This window comes from Flavobacterium sp. (genome assembly GCF_965657075.1).
Taxonomy (GTDB): Bacteria; Bacteroidota; Bacteroidia; order Flavobacteriales; family Flavobacteriaceae; genus Flavobacterium.
The window spans coordinates 1-1435 of the sequence record NZ_CBFHMV010000061.1; the positions used below are offsets into that span (position 1 = coordinate 1).

Sequence of the window (1435 nt, forward strand, 5' to 3'; positions counted from 1 at the left end):
AAGCGGAAGATGGATTGTTGTGGGGACTCAAGCCATCCAGGAATATCATTTGACCAACGAAAAAAGTTGTTTTTAAGGGCATCTCTAAAAACTCGATATTCTAATTTAAATCATTTTTCTTGTTTTTTTTAAATTGGATTATTGAGTTTTATAAATTCATATTTTTTTTATTTTTTTTTAATTATTTGATAATCAATAGTTTGTTGTTTATTCAAAATCTAACAAAACACACGTTCCCTTGTTAAACAGCTTGTAATTGAATTTTTCTAAACATATTGTAGGTCAAATTCATCAACCCAACAATACCCTCAACTCGTTTTATTCCAATAGCATACAAATTCATTCCATTCATACTTGTTTCCATAAAACCAAAAATATGTTCAACTCTTGAACGAACCCTTGACTTTTCTTTGTTAATTGCATTATCCTGTTCGGTTAACGGATTGTTTTTGTAGCCTTTTTTACACGTTTTATCAATCATCTCTTTTTGTGAAATTATATCTTGTTGTTTTTGCCCTCTATAAGCCGAATCTCCAAAGAAATCTTCATCAGCATCTTTTTCATCTAAAAGATTGTCAAGTACTTGCGAATCGTGTACCGAAGCATCGGTTACTTCATATTTTATAATTAATTTACTTTTTGCATCTGCTTTTATGTGGTTTTTATAACCATAATAGCTTACATTATTCTTTTTAGTCCATCTTGCATCTAAATCTTTTTGCTCTTTTTTATTGGGGTTTTCGTCAAAAGATTTTGGTGTTTCGCCATCTTTTATCTGCTTATTTTCTGCTCTTGAATTACGTTGTTTTGGAACTTCTATAAAACTTGCATCAATAATTTTACCTTCATTTACAACCAATCCTAATTGTTCTAATTCTTTTAAAAATAAATCAAAAACCACGTCAACTAACTCTAAATTAACCATTTGCTCTCTAAAGTTCCAAACCGTTTTACTATCAGGAATATCGTCAGAAATAGTCAAGTTTAGAAACCGCATAAAACTCATTCTGTCATTTAATTGGTATTCAATTTGGTCATCCGACAAATTATAATAGCGTTGAAGAATCAAAATTTTGAACATCATCACGTAATCAAAAGGACGACGACCTCCTTTGCCTTTAGCAACTTTTTCAAATCCATCTTCTAATACCTTTCTAAACAATTCAAAATCAATGCCTTGATTCAGTTTCTCTAATGGGTCACCAAGTTTACTCAATTTTGTTAGTCGAATGTCTTGGTCAAAAAAACCGTAATCTCTGTATCTTTTAAATGCTTTCATATTGAATGCAATATATTGATATTTAATTGATTGTACAAATATCTACATGGTTTTTTTGTGATAATAAGTTTTTAGAGGTTGCCATAATAATAGTCTGTATACCAATAATCCAATTAGGAATTTCTAAAACATTAAGTTTAAAATCAAGATAGTTTT

1 protein-coding gene is annotated in these 1435 nt (G+C 29.4%); it reads right to left on the reverse strand.

The window, feature by feature from the left end; all coding sequences use genetic code 11:
- Window positions 1-241: 241 nt before the first annotated feature.
- Entirely contained in the window at window positions 242-1279 is a 1038-nt protein-coding gene (locus ACTF56_RS13000; RefSeq protein ID WP_438967339.1) for an IS5 family transposase, read from the reverse strand.
- Between the last annotated feature and the right edge of the window lie 156 nt (window positions 1280-1435).

Coding starts and splice junctions, on each gene's coding strand:
- ACTF56_RS13000 (WP_438967339.1), bottom strand. CDS start 1,279: ATGAAAGCATTTAAAAGATACAGAGATTACGGTTTTTTTGACCAAGAC.